Origin of the sequence: Ideonella sp. (genome assembly GCF_036277275.1) — a bacterium.
Lineage (GTDB): Bacteria > Pseudomonadota > Gammaproteobacteria > Burkholderiales > Burkholderiaceae_C > Ideonella.
Genome location: NZ_DASUNH010000124.1, coordinates 1 through 16,051 on the forward strand (window position 1 = coordinate 1; position 16,051 = coordinate 16,051).

12 protein-coding genes are annotated in these 16,051 nt (G+C 68.7%); all 12 read right to left on the reverse strand.

The features are described 5' to 3' along the window. Window positions 1-70 precede the first annotated feature (70 nt). The gene (locus VFY73_RS20410) at window positions 71-1,243 is read right to left on the reverse strand and encodes a patatin-like phospholipase family protein (protein WP_329722223.1); all 1,173 of its coding nucleotides are present in this window, start codon (window positions 1,241-1,243) and stop codon (window positions 71-73) included. 59 nt (window positions 1,244-1,302) lie between these two features. Next, a complete protein-coding gene (locus VFY73_RS20415; protein WP_329722225.1) occupies window positions 1,303-3,132 on the reverse strand; it encodes a TIR domain-containing protein in 1,830 nt (609 codons plus the stop codon). 117 nt (window positions 3,133-3,249) lie between these two features. Next, a complete protein-coding gene (locus VFY73_RS20420) occupies window positions 3,250-5,358 on the reverse strand; it encodes a putative bifunctional diguanylate cyclase/phosphodiesterase (protein WP_329722227.1) in 2,109 nt (702 codons plus the stop codon). A 23-nt stretch (window positions 5,359-5,381) separates the two neighbouring features. Beyond that, complete coding sequence (locus VFY73_RS20425; RefSeq protein ID WP_329722229.1) at window positions 5,382-5,927, reverse strand: YfiR family protein; 546 nt, start codon at window positions 5,925-5,927, stop codon at window positions 5,382-5,384. Next, window positions 5,924-7,810, reverse strand: a complete 1,887-nt coding sequence (locus VFY73_RS20430) for a TonB-dependent receptor plug domain-containing protein (protein WP_329722231.1) — start codon at window positions 7,808-7,810, stop codon at window positions 5,924-5,926. The genes VFY73_RS20425 and VFY73_RS20430 overlap by 4 nt, the downstream gene beginning before the upstream one ends. A 332-nt stretch (window positions 7,811-8,142) precedes the next feature. Then, entirely contained in the window at window positions 8,143-9,873 is a 1,731-nt protein-coding gene (locus tag VFY73_RS20435) for an ABC transporter substrate-binding protein (protein WP_329722277.1), read from the reverse strand. Window positions 9,874-9,968: 95 nt separating this feature from the next. Then, window positions 9,969-10,277 carry a DUF2160 domain-containing protein gene (locus tag VFY73_RS20440; RefSeq protein WP_329722233.1) on the reverse strand — a complete coding sequence of 103 codons (309 nt, stop codon included), beginning with the start codon at window positions 10,275-10,277 and terminating at the stop codon, window positions 9,969-9,971. Window positions 10,278-10,382: 105 nt separating this feature from the next. After that, complete coding sequence (locus VFY73_RS20445) at window positions 10,383-11,195, reverse strand: carbohydrate ABC transporter permease (protein ID WP_329722235.1); 813 nt, start codon at window positions 11,193-11,195, stop codon at window positions 10,383-10,385. After that, complete coding sequence (locus tag VFY73_RS20450; protein WP_329722237.1) at window positions 11,192-12,076, reverse strand: sugar ABC transporter permease; 885 nt, start codon at window positions 12,074-12,076, stop codon at window positions 11,192-11,194. Before VFY73_RS20450 ends, VFY73_RS20445 begins: the two co-directional genes overlap by 4 nt. A gap of 67 nt (window positions 12,077-12,143) precedes the next feature. Further along, window positions 12,144-13,217, reverse strand: a complete 1,074-nt coding sequence (locus VFY73_RS20455; protein WP_329722239.1) for an ABC transporter ATP-binding protein — start codon at window positions 13,215-13,217, stop codon at window positions 12,144-12,146. A 1-nt stretch (window position 13,218) separates the two neighbouring features. Beyond that, window positions 13,219-14,367 (reverse strand): ABC transporter ATP-binding protein, encoded by a 1,149-nt coding sequence (locus tag VFY73_RS20460; protein WP_329722241.1) that lies wholly within the window; start codon window positions 14,365-14,367, stop codon window positions 13,219-13,221. After that, on the reverse strand, window positions 14,358-15,995 hold the full coding sequence (gene glpD / locus VFY73_RS20465; protein ID WP_329722243.1) for a glycerol-3-phosphate dehydrogenase: 1,638 nt from the start codon (window positions 15,993-15,995) through the stop codon (window positions 14,358-14,360). The genes VFY73_RS20460 and glpD overlap by 10 nt, the downstream gene beginning before the upstream one ends. Window positions 15,996-16,051 lie beyond the last annotated feature (56 nt).

A 16,051-nucleotide genomic window follows, 5' to 3' on the forward strand; every position in this document is an offset into this window, starting at 1 on the left:
GTTCTTCAAGCGATGGGTCGGGTCGCGAAAGGTCGCCGATTCTGGCCCCGGATGATGTCGGCCTCAGACCTCAGACGAAACCGCGCCAATGCTCGGGCCGCACCATCCGCGTCGCGTAGGTGGCGCCGACGTGCTGGATCAGCGGGATGTGGTCGATCGAGTCCATCACCTGCACCGTCTTCGGGTCGACATCGGCCAGGCCGAGCGCGTCGAGCCCGGCGCGGCTGACGTCGGGGTCGTAGCGCAGGTAGCTGAACTGCTTCGGGCAGGTCGAGTTGGTGGCGGCCCCGGCCAGGCTGACCAGGTCGCCGACCTCATGGTCCAGCTCTCCGCCGTGGCGGCAATCGCCGAGCACGCGGCAGGCCATGTCCCAGCCGGCGCTGGCGGCGTTCATCAACGCACCGGGGATGTTCTTGGCGTGGTCGAGCAGCCACAGGTCGTCGGCCTGCAGGTCCGGCCGCGCCCGGGCCGCGCCACCGGTGCCGACGGAGACGATCAGCAGCTGGTCGGGGCCGGTCTGCCAATTCACCTGGAAGGGCCGGGCGGTGATCATCTGGAAGGCCAGGAAGGCGGGGTTGTTGTAGGTCGTGACCCCGCCGTCGACGAAGACGAACTGGTGCTCCTTGTCGCTGCCCTGGCCGAGCGTGACGACCTCGGGGGGGAAGAACGTCGGTGCGGCGGTGCTGGCACGCACCAGCTGCCACAGCGGCAGGTGCAGGTTGCAGTCGGGCCGCGACAGCTGGTTGTACTTGGCGCGCGGGTGGTTGCTGACCGGCCACGGTGAATCGGTCGTGTGGTTGCGCAGCACCATCATCAGCAGCGTGCGCAAACCCGGGTCGCCGAGCGTGGCGGGGCTGGCATCGGTGGGGTGACCGAGCGCTCGGTTCAGCTCCGTTTTCAGCTTCGCCGCCAGCGGCTCGTCTTCGTAGCTGTACTTCAGCCGGTTCAGCAGGCTGGCCTTGTGGAACATCTCCTGGCCGCTGTCGACATAGAAGCGGCGGATCTGCGCCGTGCTCATGCCGGCCGAGATGCAGGCCGCGACGATCGCGCCGGTCGAGGTGCCGCAGCAGAAGTCGAACCAGTCGGCCAGCACCAGCTGCGGCCGGCCGGTCTGTTCGCGCAGCTCGGCCTCCATCCGGGCCAGGATCTCGACGCTGATCAGGCCGAGGATGCCGCCGCCGTCGCAGGCGAGGATCTTCTTCGGGCCGGGTGCATCCAGGCGTTGCAGCAGAAGGGTGCTCATCTCGGTCTCCTGGGTCTTGTTCGGTGCCGGCGCATCGTGGACGGCGAACCGGGCGCCGATCATGCGCCACAAGCCGGCAGGCTGCGCCCGCCAGGGGCGCACAGCGCCTTGTCGAACCAGATCTCGAAGGTGTCGGTGGCCGGCTGGGCGCGGCGCAGCACGGCCAGTTCGGCCGGCGCGCCGACGGCCTCTTCGAGCGCGCGTTGGCACCAGCGCGCGAGGTCGGGGTCGCTGGCGCCTTGCGCGCGCAGGCTGGGCTTGGCGGGGGCGCGCGCCTCGCCGATCAGCTCGATGCCCGGCGTCACGTAGCCGGCGGCGATCAGGCGCTTCGCCAGGGCCTGCGCGATCGGGCGCTGGCTTTCGCGCGCGATCTGAAGGTAGGCGACCGGGCGGCGTTGCGCGCTGCGCGCGAGCGCGTCCGCCAGCCGCGCCGATGCATCGGCCGTGGCGCTGGCCAGAGGCGACGCGGCCAGCTCACCGAGCAGGCTTTGCAGCGGGGCCTGCACCTCACGCAGTGAAGACGGGCTGGCGCGCTCGAGCAAGGCGAGGGTTGCCGTCAGCCCCTGGCGGGTGGTCTCGGCCTGCGGCGCACTGCGCAACGCGCGGCGCGCCTGCGCAACGGCCGATGGCAGTGCTTCGGCCGCACTGGCCGGGTCCAACGTCAGCGAGGTGCTGGCGGCCAGGCGGGCGTCACGGTCGGCGCTGAACAGGGCTTCGCTGCGGCTGTGAGCGGCCTGCGCCACCGCGGCCGGCGCCGGCACGCGCTGGCGCAGCGCGATCACCGCGGTCGGCGGAGCCGGCGGCCGCAGCGGTTCGACCACCCGGTCGGGCACGCCGGCGCCGCTGCCTGTCCCGCCGGGGGCCGTGCCGCCGACGCTGGCGGGTGGCCGCGGCGGCAGGGTGTCGTCGATGCGCACCGGCGCCGGGCCAGGGCCCGCGCCACCTGTACCGGCGGTGGTCCCGGCCTCGGCGACCTCCACCGAGCGGGTCACCGCCGCTGCCGTGTCCGTCTGGCTCAGCAACGCCAACTGGTTGCGGGCGATCACCCGCTGCGCGCCGTCCAACCGGTCCGCGGTGTCCAGCGCTTGCTGGAAGTGCTGGCGCGCATCGGCGCGCAACGCCTCCAGCAGTTCACCGCTCGGCGGCGGGCTGCCGCGCAGCATCAACTGCGCATACAGGTGGGCGAGAAAGTAGTGCGCGGTGGCCAGGCCAGCGTCCAGCTCGATCGCGCTGTGGTATTGGCTTTGGGCGCTCTCCAGCCGCGGTGGGCTGGCGAAGTGGTCTTCCAGCGCCTGGCCGAGATGGCCCAATGCTTCGGCACGGTTCAGGCGCTGCCAGCCCACCAGGCCCAGGCCGACCGCGGCAGCGGCCCCGGCGGCGCCGAGCCCCCACACCAGGCGGCGGCGCCGCCGACGGCGGCCCAGCGTGTCTTCGCCAGCCAGCTGTGCCAGCGTCGCCTGGCGGGCGCTGGCGTCGGCGTGCACGTCGCGTGGGCCGGCCTTCTCCAGCCGCTGGCGCACCTGGTTGACCAGCGCCAGGCAGGCCTCATCGTCGGGATCTCCGTCCCAGTCGAGCAGGTCCAGCGTGTGCAGCGTGCCGAAGCCCAGCGGCAGCTCGACCGGGCTGATGCGCACCGGTACCAGCTTGCCCATGTCGCGCGCCCGGCCCGACTCGTCGCGCACGAAGTCAGATCGCACCGAGGCCGCCGACCACAGCACGATCGCCACCGGCGCGACGCGCAGGTTGTGTTCGATCTCGGCCGCGAAATCGCCACCACCGGTCAGCTCACGGTCCCACCAGACGTCGATGCCCCGCCGCTGCAGCGCCTGGGCGAGGGCCAGTGCGGTATCGCGGTCTTCGCGGGCATAACTGATGAACAGGTCGGGCATCGTGACACGACGTTGTCGAACCGGTCACAGCATCGCCGCAAAGCGGCCGCGCCGCAAGGCAGGGCCGACGCCGGGGCAAGGGGTGTGGCATCCCCAAGGCGGGGGATGCCTCGAACTTCAGGCCGGGACTTCGGTGTCGACCGGCAGCGCGCGCAGCAGCTCGAAGGCGCCGCCTTCGCCGAGCGGCGCCGCGTACAGGTAGCCCTGGCCGCGGCGGCAGCCGAGCTGGTGCAGCGCGTGTGCCTGCGCGGCGGTTTCGATGCCCTCGGCGATGACATCGGCGCCGATCGCCGCCCCGATCGCCACGATCGCGCGGGCGATCGCATCGCCCCGTGCGGCGCCCGTCAGACTGCGCACGAAGGCGCGGTCGATCTTCAGCGTCGTGATCGGGAAGCTGTCCAGGTAGGCCAGCGACGAGTAGCCGGTGCCGAAGTCGTCGATCGCGAGGCCGAAGCCGGCGCTGCGCAAGCGGCCCAGCCGGCCCAGCATCAGCTCGGTCCGGTCGACCAGCAGCGATTCGGTCAGCTCCAGCTCGACCGCACCGCTGGGCAGCCCGCTGCTGGCGAGCATGCCGATCAGGCGGTCGATGGCCTCGTCGCTGGCCAGTTGGCGGGCCGACAGGTTCACGCTCATCTGCAGCCGCGGGTGAATCTTGCGCCACTGGACGAGGCGGGCGCTGGCCTCTTGCAGTACCCATTCGCCGATCGGCTCGATCACGCCGGTGGCCTCGGCCAGCGGAATGAACTCGACCGGGCTGATCAGCCCCAGCGTCGGGTGGCGCCAGCGCAGCAGCGCTTCGAAGCCGAAGACCACCGGCGCGTTGCCGTCGACGTCGTGGGCCGACGCCATCAGTACCTGCGGCTGGTAGACCAGATGCAGCTCGCCGCGGTCGTGGGCGCCGTCCAGCGCCTGCTCGAGCTGCTGGCGACGGCTCGGCGGCTCGCTGCCGCCGGCGTGGTAGAGCCAGTAGCGGTTCTTGCCACGCTCCTTGGCGCGGTACATCGCGCTGTCGGCGTGCCGCATCATGCTGTCGCGGTCGTCGGCATCGTCGGGGTACAGGCAGGCGCCGATGCTGGCCGAGACCTGCGCGCCGCGCTGGTCGGACAACCGGTACGGCGCGGCCAGCACTTCGACCAGCTTGGCGGCCACCGCCTCGACCTGGGCGATGTGGATGTCGTCGTCGATGATGACCGCGAACTCGTCGCCGCCCAGGCGGCACACGCCGTCGCTGCGGCGCAGCGTGTCCGTCAGGCGGCGGCCGACCTCTTTCAGCAGTTCGTCGCCGCGGTCGTGGCCGAGCGTGTCGTTGACCTGCTTGAAGCCGTCCAGGTCGATGTAGATCAGCGCGCAGCGGCCCTGCTCGCGGGCCGCGCGATCGACCGCCGCGTCGATGCACTCGAGGAAGTAGTGCCGGTTGTGCAGCCCCGTCACCGGGTCGAAATAGGCCAGGTCGTTCAGCCGCACCTCGGCCTGGCGGCGCTGGTGCAACTCGTGGTTGAGCCGCTCGTCGCGCTGCTGCAGCTGGCTCATCATCTGGTTGAAACCGTTGGCCAGCAGGTCGACCTCGCGGCTGCCGCTGGCGGTGGCACGCAGGCGGAAGTCCTGCTCGTGGCTGACGCGTTCGGTCAGCTCGACCAGCCGCTTCAGCGGCTCGGCCACGCGGGCCGCGACGCGGCGCCACAGCGGGATCGACAAGCCGAAGGCCAAGGCTGCCAGCGCCAGGCTGACGACGATCGTGCTCGCCAGCGCGCGGTAGGTGGAGGCGAGGCTGACCTCCATCGCCACCGTGCCGACGACCTTGCCGTGCAGCAGGATCGGCCGGTGCAGCGCGGCGCCGCACCAGCGCAGGTCCCACGCCTGGCCCCCGGCGGGCCGCAGCGCGTGGCACTCGGTGCCGGCCCGGTCGGCCGTGTAGCGGCCGAGCGTGCGGCCGTCGGGCAAGAAGATGCGGGCCTGCTGCACATCGCGCGACGCAGCCAGCGAGGCCAGGATCTCGTTCGCCTCTTCGTCGTTGGCGAAGGTCACCGCCGCCGAGCTGTTGCGGCCGATGATCTCGGCCTCTGTCGTCATGCTGGCCTCGAGCGACTGACGCCGGTTGGCCGCTTCGTGCAGCACCATGCCGACCGCAAAACCGGCCAGCACCAACGCGGTCAGCGCCAGGCCCAGCGTCGTGATCTGACGCTGGATCGACCGTCGCCGCAGCTGGGTGAAGCGGGGCTTGCGCATGGGGAGCGTTGACAAGCGTGGCCTTAGAAGGCTCCGGCGACGTAGCTGGCCAGCTTCAGCATGCGGGCGCTGAAGTTCAGGTTCGCGCGCCGCGCCACCTTCAGGTTCACTTCGAAGCCCAGCCGTGCCTCGCGCTTGTGGATCTCGATCATCACGCCCTTGTCGGCCAGGCCGTCGCTGTCGGTGATCGTCAACACCGGCGCGCCGGCCAGGCGACTCAACACCTCGTCGACCTGGGAGCGCTGGCTGTCGTCGACATACAGAGCGTGGCAGCCGGCGAACGAATCGCGCGGCGCGACGTGGCGCACGCTGATGTGCAGGCCGCTGAGCACGGGTTTGCCTTCGAGCTTGGCCAGTTGCTCGTCCAGCGGGGTGGTGCCGAGCACGCACAGGCGGAACGGCTCGTCCGGCGGCACCGGCCACTGCGTGAACTGGATGAAGTTGAACAGGTACGCGGCCTTCAGCGCCCGTTCGTCGACTTGGGCCGAGGCGGAAACGCCGACGCTGCCGAGCAGCAACGCGAGCAGCGGCGCGGTGGCACGGCGGATCATGGTCGGGCCGTGGCTCATTGGAAGGTGCCCGTCAGTTCGATCCACGCCGAGCGGTGGCGCTTGTCGGGTGGCGTTTCGAAGTACAGGTCGGCCGCATGGTCACGTTGCTCGGTCAGGTTGCGCCAGCCGATGCGCAGGTCCAGCCCGGCGACGGCTTTTTGCGACACCAGGGTCAGGTCCAGCAAGGTGCGTGCCGGCAGTTGTGTGCCATAGCCGTCGTCGTAGCCGGTGTTGCGGCGCAACGCCAGACTGATCCGCAGGGCCTCGCCGGCGAGCGGGGCCGATGCTTGCAGCTTGGTGACGCTGCGCGGCGAGTAGCCCAGCGCAGGGCCGGCGTTGGCTTCGGCGTGCTGCCAGGCCTGGCTGCCGCGCAGCCGGATGCCGCGCCACTGCCACTCGGCCTCCAGCTCGACGCCTCGGCCGTCGATGCGGGTCACGCCTTCCGGCGGGTCGAGCAGGTGGGTCATGCGGTAGCGGTACACGCTGCCCAGCAGGCGCAGGCTCTCGCGCCGGTATTCGGTGACGAACTCGCTGGTCGATACGCGCTCGTCAGGCACGTCGTTGCGATCGCCGAAGTAGCGTTCGGACGTCGATGCGAAGCGTGTCGCGCGACCGTGCGACAGCTTCAGCTGCCACTCGGGCGCCGGCAGCCAGACCAGCGCGGCGCGTGGGCTCCAGGTCACCGGCGAGTAGCTGCGCCTGTCGACCCGCAGGCCACCGGTCAGGCGCCACTCGGGGCTGAGCGTGACTTCGTCTTCGCCCGAGAAGCCGACGCTGCGGCGCCGGTCGTCGTAGACATAGCGCTTGCTGTCGTAGTCCAGGTAGTCGTAGCGCAGCAGCGGGTCGCGCCGCACGCGCGCGCCGAGCACGATGCGGTGGCCCTCCAGGCCGTCGTAGCCGAACTGGCTGTCCACCGCCCACCAGGCGCCGTCGTTGGCCAGGCGCGCGTAGCCGAGTTCCGTGTCGTCGTCGCTGGTGCGGTAGGCGTAGCGGCCGCCCTGCAGCCGCAGCGACGAACGCCAGCCGTCGCCGAGCTGTGCGTCATGGCCGAGCGAGACCACCTCGTTGCGATCGAGGTAGCTGTAGTACCAGGCGGGGCGCCGGTCGGTGAAAACGCGGCGCTGCGCGCCCATTGCCTCGACGCTGAAGCCGTTGTACGAGGCCTTGAAGAACAGGCGCTGGTCGTGCGCGGTGTCGATCCGGTGGTCGAACAGGTCGCCGATCTCGGTCGACGGGATGCCGGTGTTGGCGTGGGTGGTGGCCGACAGCAGCCACTCGGCGCCGTTGGCCAGACGCTGGCCGCCGCTGACGCGGACCATGCGTTCGTTCCAGTCGCCGAGCGACGTTGTCACCTGCAGGCCATCGATGTCGCGGCCGCGCTTGGTGACCACGTTGATGACGCCCAGGAAGGCGTTGTTGCCATACATCGCCGTGCCGCCGCCCGGGGCGTATTCGATCCGGTCGATCAGCGCGACATCCAGGATCGCGTCGTGGCCGAGGTAGAGCTGGTCGTACAGGTTGTCGACCACCGGCGTGCCGTCGATCAGCAGCAGCACGCTGCCGGCCAGGGTTCGCGGCCCGCCCAATCCCCGGGCACCCAGGAACACATAGTCCAGCCCGTTGCTGACGTGCAGGCCGCGCATCTGGTCCAGCACTTCGCCGAAGGTGCGCAGGCCCAGCACGCGGATGTCCTCCGAGGTCAGCACCGAGACGGCCGAGGCGGCATCGGTGATCTGGCGGGCGAAGCGCGCCGCGCTGACGACTTCGGTCTCGAGCAGGCTCTCGAGTGGCAGTTCGGTCAGTTCCTCGGCTCGCGTGGCCGTGGCTGCGCCGAGCCAGCACGCGAGTGCAAGGGCGAGGATGAGGGGGCGGCGGACCAAGGCGGCGATGTGGACAGGCATGAAACAGCCAAAAGCGGGCGAGCACGAGCCAGGCCCGCGCAGGTCAACGGATTGTCGCCAGCCTTATCGGCCGTATTCGTCGGAACTGAGGGGCGGGGGGCGCCCTGATCGCCCCTGTTGTGACGGCCATCACGCCGACCCTGTGGGGATATCCAGTGGTCGCGGCGGGCCGGAAGAAGAAAAAAGGCCGCGCCGGGCGGCACGACCGCCCCGGCGCGGCCGGGTGCAAAACCCGCCGACATCGCCGGCGGGCCGAGGAGTTCGCTGCGCGGGCGTCAGCCGACGTGGCCCCCTTGCCGGCCGGCTGAGCTCCGCTGGGCGAGACCGGCGGGTCAGCGCACGCGCCCTTCCTTCCAGGCCTGCAGCAGGCGCACGTAGTCGATGGTTTCACCCTTCGGCTTCTCGTTGGCCAGCTTCTTCCACGGTGCGCCGGTGTCGGACAGCCACTTCTCCGGCGATTCCTTCTTGTTCAGCTTCGGCGCGCAGGTCGCCATGCCGGCGCGCTCGAGCCGCGCCAGCACGTCGTCCATTTCCTTGGCCAGGTTGTCCATCGCGCCCTGCGGGGTCTTCTCGCCGGTCACCGCCTGGGCCACGTTCTTCCACCACAGCTGGGCCAGCTTCGGGTAGTCGGGAACGTTGGTGCCGGTCGGCGTCCACGCGACGCGGGCCGGGCTGCGGTAGAACTCGACCAGGCCGCCGAGCTTGGGCGCCAGGTCGGTCATCGCCTGGCTGCGGATGTCCGATTCGCGGATCGGCGTCAGGCCGACGATCGTCTTCTTCAGCGACGTCGTCTTGGCGGTAATGAACTGCGCGTACAGCCAGGCGGCGGCGGTGCGGTTCGCGTCGTGGCCCTGGAAGAAGGTCCAGGAGCCGACGTCCTGGTAGCCGTTCTGCATGCCCTGCTTCCAGTACGGGCCGTTCGGGCCGGGCGCCATGCGCCACTTCGGCGTGCCGTCGGCGTTGACCACCGGCAGGCCCGGTTTGGTCATGTCGGCGGTGAAGGCCGTGTACCAGAAGATCTGCTGAGCGATCTGGCCCTGCGCCGGCACCGGGCCGGCTTCGCCGAAGGTCATGCCGGTGGCTTCCTTGGGCGCGTACTTCTTCATCCAGTCGACGTACTTGGTCAGCGCATAGACGGCGGCCGGCGAGTTGGTGGCGCCACCGCGCTCGACCGAGGCACCGACCGGCGCGCACTTCTTGTCGTCGACGCGGATGCCCCACTCGTCCACGGGCACGCCGTTCGGGATGCCCTTGTCGGCGGTGCCGGCCATCGACAGCCAGGCGTCGGTGAAGCGCCAGCCGAGCGACGGGTCCTTCTTGCCGTAGTCCATGTGGCCATAGATCGGCTTGCCGTCGAGTGTCTTCACCTCGGTGCTGAAGAATTCGGCGATGTCCTCGTAGGCCGACCAGTTCAACGGCACGCCCAGGTCGTAGCCGTACTTGGTGCGGAACTGGCGCTGCAGGTCCTTGCGCGCGAACAGGTCGGCGCGGAACCAGTACAGGTTGGCGAACTGCTGGTCGGGCAGCTGGTAGAGCTTGCCGTCCGGCGCGGTGGTGAAGCTGGTGCCGATGAAGTCCTTCAGGTCCAGCCCGGGGTTGGTGAAGTCCTTGCCTGCGCCGGCCATGTAGTCGGTCAGGTTCATGATCTTGCCGTAGCGCCAGTGCGTGCCGATCAGATCCGAGTCGCTGATCCAGCCGTCGTAGATCGACTTGCCCGACTGCATCGAGGTCTGCAGCTTCTCGACCACGTCGCCTTCCTGGATCAGGTCGTGCTTGACGGTGATCCCGGTGATTTCGGCGAAGGCCTTGGCCAGCGTCTTCGCCTCGTACTCATGGGTGGTGATGGTCTCGGAGACGACCGAGATCTCCTTGACCCCCTTGGCCTTCAGCTTGGCCGCAGCGTCGATGAACCATTTCATCTCGGCCAGCTGCTGATCCTTGTTCAGCGTCGAAGGCTGGAACTCGCTGTCGATCCACTTCTTGGCTGAGGCTTCGTCTGCCCAGGCTTGCCCACCAAGCGCGCAAGTCGCGGCCAGGGCGAGTGCGGTATAGCGCACCTTCATTTGCTGTCTCCTCATTCACTGCTGCTTCCCCGTGTGCGGTTGGGTTACCACGGCCCCGGGGAAGCACCGGGCCGGATCCCGAGAACTGTGTCGCGTCAGCCTTTGCGCATCACCAGCGCCAGCACGCCCATCGAGATGACGAAGCTGACCCAGATGCTGGGTTCGCTCTCGAGCGAGAACCATTCGGCGAACTTGCCGGCCAAGCCAATGAAGGCCAGGTTGACGTAGGCCGCACTCAACAGGCCGATGAACAGCCGGTCGCCGCGTGTCGTCGAGATCGGCAGCCAGCCCTTGCGCATCGTCGTCGGGGACTTGATCTCCCACACCGTCATGCCGATGAGCATCAGCACGACGCAAGTGAAGAACACGGCCACGGGGGTGGTCCAGACCATCCAATCAAACATTCCAATGCTCCTTGTTGTCGCCACTCAGCCGGCGCCGGGCCGCCCCAAGGCGGCTGAGCGCCCCCGCGGGGGGCGGATGCGGTACACCGCAGCCGGGGGCTGACATCAAACGCGTCCCATCGCGAAACCCTTCGCGATGTAGTGCCGAACGAACCAGATCACGATCGCACCGGGCACGATGGTCAGCGTGCCGGCCGCGGCCAGCACCGCCCAATCCATGCCCGACGCACTGACGGTGCGTGTCATCGTCGCGACGATCGGCTTGGCGTTGACGCTGGTCAACGTGCGCGCCAGCAGCAACTCGACCCAAGAGAACATGAAGCAGAAGAAGGCCGCGACGCCGACGCCCGCCTTGATCAGCGGCAGGAAGATCGTCAGGAAGAAGCGCGGGAACGAGTAGCCGTCGATGTAGGCGGTCTCGTCGATCTCGCGCGGGATGCCGCTCATGAACCCTTCGAGGATCCATACCGCCAGTGGCACGTTGAACAGCAGGTGCGCCAGCGCCACGGCGATGTGCGTGTCCATCATGCCGATCGTCGAGTACAGCTGGAAGAACGGCAGCAGGAACACGGCCGGCGGTGTCATCCGGTTGGTCAGCAGCCAGAAGAAGACATGCTTGTCGCCGAGGAACGAGTAGCGGCTGAACGCGTAGGCGGCCGGCAACGCGACGGTGATCGAGATCACCGTGTTGATCGCGACGTACATCAGGCTGTTGATGTAGCCCGAGTACCAGCTCTCGTCGGTGAAGATGGTCTTGTAGTTGGCCCAGGTGAAGTTCTGCGGGAACAACGAGAAGCTGGAGAGGATCTCCTCGTTCGTCTTGAAGCTCATGTTGACCATCCAGTAGATGGGCAAAAGCGCGAACAGGATGTAGAGCAGCAGCAGGACGCTGCGCTTCTGAAAACGCCCGTCATTCATTCCGCGACCCCTTCCTTGTCGGCGGTGCCCACACGCTGCATCCAGTTGTAGAGCACGAAGCAGAACAGCAAGATGATCAGGAAATAGATCAGCGAGAACGCCGCCGCGGGCCCGAGGTCGAACTGGCCGACCGCCTTTTGCGTCAGGTACTGGCTGAGGAACGTGGTGGCGTTGCCGGGGCCGCCGCCGGTCAGCACGAAAGGCTCGGTGTAGATCATGAAACTGTCCATGAAGCGCAGCAGCACCGCGATCATCAGCACGCCGCGCATCTTCGGCAGCTGGATGTAGCGGAAGACCGCGAACTTGCTGGCGCCGTCGATGCGCGCCGCCTGGTAGTACGCATCGGGAATGGAGCGCAAGCCGGCATAACAAAGCAGCGCGACCAGCGGCGTCCAGTGCCAGACATCCATCAGCAGCACCGTCAACCAAGCCTGCGTGGCGTTGCCGGTGTAGCTGTAGTCGATGCCGAGCTTCTCCAGCGCAGCACCCATCAGGCCGATGTCGGCGCGGCCGAAGATCTGCCAGATCGTGCCGACCACGTTCCACGGGATCAGCAGCGACAGCGCGACGATCACCAGGGTTGCCGAAGCCTTCCAGCCCTGCGCGGGCATCGCCAGCGCCAGGCCGATGCCGAGCGGAATCTCGACCGCCAGCACGGCGAGCGAGAAACGCAGCTGGTTCCACAGTGCGGCGTGCAGGTCTTCGTCGCGCATCACCGAGGCGAACCATTCGGTGCCGACGAACACGCGCCGCTCGGGCGAGATGATGTCTTGCACCGAGTAGTTCACGACCGTCATCAGCGGCACGATGGCCGAGAACGCGACGCAGATGAACACCGGCAGGATCAGGAACCAGGCCTTCTGGTTGACAGGCTTGTTCATTGGACCCCCTTGACGCTGCGCGTCGCCCCCCCGTGGGGGAATTCGCCCTTGAGGCGGCTCTGCGGGCTCATACAACAAGCTCCTCATTCGCATAGAAACAGGTGTGGGTGCCCAGCACCTGCAGTCGCACGGCATCACCCGCTGCGGGGATCACGGCGTCCGGCGCGAGCCGGGCCTTCAGCGTCTGCTCGCCGGCGCGGCAGGTCACCAGCACATAGGTGCCGATGTCCTGCACCTGCACCACCGTCGCCGGCAGACCCCGCGGTTCGTTGGCGGCCGAGATCGCCAGGTACTCCGGCCGAATGCCCAGCTTCAACGCGCCGTCGGGCAGCGTGCGGCCCGCGTCGCCCAGCGCTTGGCCGCCGACGCTCAAGCGCCCGCCGCTGGCCTGCACCGGCAGGAAGTTCATGCCCGGCGAGCCGATGAAATGGCCGACGAAGGTGTGCGCGGGCCGCTCGAACAGCGCATCGGCCGGGCCGACCTGCACGGCCTTGCCTCGCGTCATCACGACCACCTGCTCGGCAAACGTCAGCGCTTCGATCTGGTCATGCGTGACGTAGATCAGCGTCAGCTTCAGCTCGTGGTGGATCTGCTTGAGCTTGCGCCGCAGCTGCCACTTCAGGTGCGGGTCGATCACCGTCAGCGGTTCGTCGAACAGCACCGCCGACACATCGGGCCGCACCAGACCGCGGCCGAGCGAAATCTTCTGCTTCTGGTCGGCTGCCAGGCCGGCCGCACGCAGGTTCAGCTGGTGGCTCATCTCCAGCATCTCGGCGATCTGGCCGACACGCTGCTTGATCTGCGCTTCGGGCACCTTGCGGTTCTTCAGCGGGAAGGCGAGGTTTTCGGCCACCGTCATCGTGTCGTAGATGACCGGGAACTGGAACACCTGGGCGATGTTGCGCGCCTGGGGTGTCGCGCGTGTCACGTCCTGGCCGTCGAACTTCACCGTGCCGTGCGACGGCACCAGCAGGCCCGACATGATGTTGAGCATCGTTGTCTTGCCGCAGCCCGACGGGCCCAGCAGCGCGTAGGCGCCACCGTCGACAAAACTCATCTTCAGCGGCAGCAGTGCGTAGTCGGCGTCCTCTTTCGGGTTCGGCTTGTACGAGTGCGCGAGGTCGAGGTCGATCTGTGCCATTTCAGTTTTTCCCTCGCGACGGGGCCACCAGCAGGCGGCCGCCTTGGTCGAAGACATAGACCTGCGTCGGATTCAGATGCAGCGTGATCGCGGCGCCGAGGTCGAAGTCGTGCACCCCGGTCAGCTGCGCGACGAGTTCGCCGACGGGCGTCGCGACGTGGACGAAGGTGTCGGAGCCCGAGATCTCGGCCAGCTCGACCTTGCCCGGCAATGCCACGTCACCCGGCCTTGCAAACACGCGCAGTGCACTGGCGCGCACCCCGAGGGTCAAGGCGCGTGACGCGGCCGGTGGCAGTGGAATCTGCAGTGCAGGCCCCGCGTATGGCGCCCCCAAGACGCCTTCGGCGTCGGCCCCCCGGGGGAGCGGCGCGCCTTCCTTGGGGCGGCCCTGCGAAAGGCACATCTGCACACCGACGCTCATCGCCTCGCCGGCGATCAGGTTCATCGGCGGGTCGCTGAAAGCGCGTGCGACGCGGATCGACGCCGGCGAGTGGAATACCTCGGCCGTCGGCCCATACTGCAACAGCTCACCGGCGTCCAGCACCGCGGTGTAGCCGCCCAGCAGCAGCGCCTCGGCCGGCTCGGTGGTCGCATAGACGACCGTCGAGTCGCCGCTGGCGAACAGCTGGGTCAGCTCTTCGCGCAACTCTTCGCGCAGCTTGTAGTCCAGGTTGACCAGCGGTTCGTCGAGCAGCATCAACGGTGCGTTTTTTGCCAATGCGCGCGCGAGCGCCACCCGCTGCTGCTGGCCACCCGACAGCGCGGCTGGCAGCCGGTCGAGGAACATCTCGATGTGCAGTTTGCTGGCGAGTTCGCGGACCCGGTCGGCCACGCCCTTCTCGCCGCGCAGCTTCAGCGGCGAGGCGATGTTGTCGGCCACGCTCATCGACGGGTAGTTGATGAACTGCTGGTAGACCATCGCGACGTTGCGTTCGCGCACCGGCACGCCGGTCACGTCGGCTCCATCGACGCTGACACGGCCGCCGCTGGGTGTGTCCAGCCCGGCCATGATGCGCATCAGGCTGGTCTTGCCGGCTTGCGTCGCGCCGAGCAGCACGGTCACTGCGCCCGGGTGCGGCGCGAGGCTCATGTCGTGCAGCCAGGTTTCGGCCCCGACTTTCTTGCTGATGCCCTCCAGCGTCAGCTGCATGGGATGTCCTTCACTTCAGTCGTCTGATCCACAAACGTTGGTGTCACGGGGTGTTCGGTCGCGGCGCGGTCCATCCACGCGCCGACACGGGCACGTTCGGCCGGGGTGTAGTGCAGGCCCAGCTTGCTGCGCCGCCACAGCACGTCGGTGCCGGTATGGGCCCATTCGGTCTGGCGCAGGAAGTTCAGCTCGGCCTCGTACAGGCCCGGCGCGACTTCGGCGCCGAGGTCGGCCAGGCTCTGCGCGGTGCCGATCAGCTCGCCGATGCGTGAGCCATAGGCCCGCGACAGCCGGCGCACCAGCACTGTCGGCAGCCACGGGTGGCGCGCACCGACGGCGTGCACCAGGCGTTCGAAGTCGGTGTCGGGCTTTTGTGCCTTGCCGATCCAGGCCGACAGCTCGCCGCCGGGCAGGAAGGCACCATGGGTCCAGGCCGGGCGGTGCTCGCCGAGCATGCGGCCGATGTCGTCGGCGGCGTCTTCGGCCAGCTTGCGGAAGGTCGTGATCTTGCCGCCCCACACGCTCAGCAGCGGCGCGCCCTGGCCGCCGGCGGTGTTGGTCTCGAGGAGGTAGTCGCGCGTCACGGCCGACGGGTCGCCGGCATCGTCTTCGAGCAGCGGTCGCACGCCGGCGTAGCTCCACACCACGTCAGCAGGGCGCACCGGGCGGCGGAAGTAGCGGCTCGCCTGCTCGCACAGGTAGGCCGTTTCGCTCTCGCTGATGCGCGCGCCGCGCGGGTCGCCCTGCAGCTCGACATCGGTGGTGCCGATCAGCGTGAAGTCGCGCTCGTAGGGGATCGCGAAGATGATGCGCTTGTCGGGGTTCTGGAAGATGTAGGCGTGGTCGTGCGCGAAGCAGCGCGGCACGATGATGTGCGAGCCCTTGACCAGGCGCAGGCTCTTGGTCGCCAACGCTTCGCCGCGGGCCGGCAGTGCGACGCCGCGCAGGAACGCCTCGGCCCACGGGCCGGCGGCATTGACCAGCGCGCGTGCAGTGACCTGTTGTTCGCCGCCGTCTTCTGTCTGCAGCGTCGCATGCCAGGTGCGCTCGCGCCGCTCGGCACGCGTTACCCGGGTGCGGGTCAACAGCGTCGCACCCTTGGCGCGGGCGTCGATCGCGTTCAGCACCACCAGCCGTGCGTCGTCGACCCAGCCGTCGGAGTAGACGAAGCCGCGGGTGAACTCGGGCTTCAGCGGCGCGCCGGTGGCGTGCTTGGTCAGGTCGATGCCGCGCGAGCCGGGCAGCACCTCGCGCCGGGCCAGGTGGTCGTACAAGAAGATGCCCAGGCGGATCAACCAGGCCGGCCGCATCGACGGATCGTGCGGCATCACGAAGCGCAGCGGCCACATGATGTGCGGCGCGCTTCTCAGCAGCACCTCACGCTCCTGCAGCGCCTTGCGCACGAGCGAGAACTCGTAGTACTCGAGGTAGCGCAGGCCGCCATGAATCAGCTTGGTCGACGACGACGAGGTGTGCGAGGCGAAGTCATCCGCCTCGGCCAGCAGCACGCGCCAGCCACGGCCCGCCAGGTCACGCGCGATGCCGGCGCCGTTGATGCCGCCGCCGACGACCAGCACGTCGCACGCCAGCGGTGCGGGGCCGCAGGCATCGGCAGCGTGCGCAGGCACGCCTTGGGGCGCGTCGTTGAACAGGGTTGTCTCCTGGAGTCTTCGGGGGTGAACGG

Excerpts from the sequence above, each read along its gene's own strand:
- VFY73_RS20435 (WP_329722277.1), bottom strand. The coding sequence starts at position 9,873 with ATGAAGGTGCGCTATACCGCACTCGCCCTGGCCGCGACTTGCGCGCTT.
- VFY73_RS20455 (WP_329722239.1), bottom strand. The coding sequence starts at position 13,217 with ATGGCACAGATCGACCTCGACCTCGCGCACTCGTACAAGCCGAACCCG.
- VFY73_RS20410 (WP_329722223.1), bottom strand. The coding sequence starts at position 1,243 with ATGAGCACCCTTCTGCTGCAACGCCTGGATGCACCCGGCCCGAAGAAG.
- VFY73_RS20430 (WP_329722231.1), bottom strand. The coding sequence starts at position 7,810 with ATGCCTGTCCACATCGCCGCCTTGGTCCGCCGCCCCCTCATCCTCGCC.
- VFY73_RS20460 (WP_329722241.1), bottom strand. The coding sequence starts at position 14,367 with ATGCAGCTGACGCTGGAGGGCATCAGCAAGAAAGTCGGGGCCGAAACC.
- VFY73_RS20450 (WP_329722237.1), bottom strand. The coding sequence starts at position 12,076 with ATGAACAAGCCTGTCAACCAGAAGGCCTGGTTCCTGATCCTGCCGGTG.
- VFY73_RS20420 (WP_329722227.1), bottom strand. The coding sequence starts at position 5,358 with ATGCGCAAGCCCCGCTTCACCCAGCTGCGGCGACGGTCGATCCAGCGT.
- VFY73_RS20425 (WP_329722229.1), bottom strand. The coding sequence starts at position 5,927 with ATGAGCCACGGCCCGACCATGATCCGCCGTGCCACCGCGCCGCTGCTC.
- VFY73_RS20440 (WP_329722233.1), bottom strand. The coding sequence starts at position 10,277 with ATGTTTGATTGGATGGTCTGGACCACCCCCGTGGCCGTGTTCTTCACT.
- VFY73_RS20445 (WP_329722235.1), bottom strand. The coding sequence starts at position 11,195 with ATGAATGACGGGCGTTTTCAGAAGCGCAGCGTCCTGCTGCTGCTCTAC.
- VFY73_RS20415 (WP_329722225.1), bottom strand. The coding sequence starts at position 3,132 with ATGCCCGACCTGTTCATCAGTTATGCCCGCGAAGACCGCGATACCGCA.